This is a genomic window from Kitasatospora sp. NPDC015120 (assembly GCF_043080305.1).
Taxonomy (GTDB): Bacteria; Actinomycetota; Actinomycetes; order Streptomycetales; family Streptomycetaceae; genus Kitasatospora.
Genome location: NZ_JBIBVJ010000059.1, coordinates 1 through 1640, shown reverse-complemented (window position 1 = coordinate 1640; position 1640 = coordinate 1). Strand labels below are relative to the sequence as shown.

General features: G+C 65.4%; 1 protein-coding gene and 1 pseudogene. Both read left to right on the top strand.

Annotated features, from left to right (window positions below; translation table 11 throughout):
* Positions 1–645: pseudogene (istA, locus tag ACF1AK_RS36235) on the top strand (IS21-like element IS1415 family transposase); the annotation flags it as partial.
* On the top strand, positions 645–1436 hold the full coding sequence (gene istB, locus ACF1AK_RS36230) for an IS21-like element IS1415 family helper ATPase IstB (RefSeq protein WP_003944771.1): 792 nt from the start codon (positions 645–647) through the stop codon (positions 1434–1436). The pseudogene istA and the gene istB, both read left to right, overlap by 1 nt.
* The last annotated feature ends 204 nt before the right edge of the window (positions 1437–1640 follow it).

Genomic DNA, 1640 nt, shown 5'->3' with positions numbered 1-1640 from the left:
AAATCTCCGTTCACCGCGGTGTTCGGCACTACCCGGCGGGTGAACTGGGAGTCGACGATCTCGGTGGAAGGGGTGCGGTATTCGGTGCCGCACACGTTGATCGACACTCGGGTCTGGGCCCGCTTCCATGGTGAGGAGCTGATCGTGACCGCCGTCGACAATGATGGCGGTGCAGTCGAAGTCGCGCGGCACCGCCGCGGCCAACCCGGTTCACCGGTCCTCGACAACGACCACTACCCACCCCGCCCAGACCGCGACGCCGCCGACCGGGTGCCCAAGCCTCGTACCGCCGCCGAGCTCGCCTTCCTACAGTTGGGCCAGGGTGCCAACAGCTGGCTGGTCGAGGCTGCCGCCGCGGGAGCGCGCCGCATCAGGGCGAAGATGGCCGAGGCCGTGGACCTTTCGAAGCTGCACTCCCCGGACGCAGTCGACAGAGCGTTGGGGACGGCGGCGATGACCGGCCGGTTCGCCGATCGGGACCTGATCTCGATCCTCGACTACCAAGTCACCCACGAACACGCTGATCCGGTCCGTCGCAGCGAGAACCACACTCTGCAACCGGGCACCGCCGCCTGGTCCACCTTCGGCCAGACACCAGCGCCGGCCAGCCCAGCCACTACTGACGATGAAAGCGATGACGCCTGATGAGCACCCCTTTGCGCACTGTTACCAGCGCTAACGGCGACCCGTTGGCCGAGGCGATCGACCTGACTAAACGCCTGAAACTGCCCCATATCCGCAGGTCCTTGAGCGATATCATCCCGACCGCGAAAGCCCAACGCTGGGACCCCGCCGAAGTCGTGCGGGTTCTCCTCGCTGAGGAAGCCGCCGGCCGGGACCGGGCGAACCTGCACACTCGCCGCAAACGCGCGGGTTTCCCTACCGGCAAGACCTTCGGCGACTGGGACGAAACGAAATCGTCGATTCCCCGCGCCACCCAGGACGCGCTCCGCACCCTGGAGTGGGTCGGGCGGCGTGAATGTTTCTGCGTCTGTGGGCCTTCGGGAACTGGCAAGTCTCACTTCACCGAGGCACTCGGGCAGGCCGCAGTCGAAGCTGGGCTGGCGGTGTCTTGGTTCACCATCGAAGACCTCGGTGCCCTGGTCCGCCGGCACCGTGCCGACGACTCCATCGCCCGAGCCCTGACGAGGATCATCCGCTCCGACCTGATCATCGTCGACGACATCGGTCTGCTCCCGGTCTCTGAAGACGCCGCCGAAGGATTCTATCGCCTCGTCGACGCTGCCTACGAACGCCGAGCGATTGCCGTCTCGAGCAACCTGCACCCCTCCGGCTTCGACGAGATCATGCCCAAAACATTGGCCACCGCCACCGTTGACCGGCTCCTGCACCATGCGCACGTCGTCGTCACCGACGGCGACTCCTTCCGCCTCACCGAAGCCACCACCGGCAAGGGGGTGAAGCCCTTCAGCTAACCCAAATCAGAAAGCGGGTGGGGAAAAACAACTGGCCGCCACCGGGGAGAACCCGTGGCCACCAGCGGGGAGAACTACTGGCCGCCTACGGGGAGAACTTCGTGGCCATTGACATCCAGGGTTGCGGTAGATCTTGCGGTGATGCCATGCTGCCTCGACCAACAACCGACGTGCATGACCGTTGCCGGTCTTGGTGATCGAACC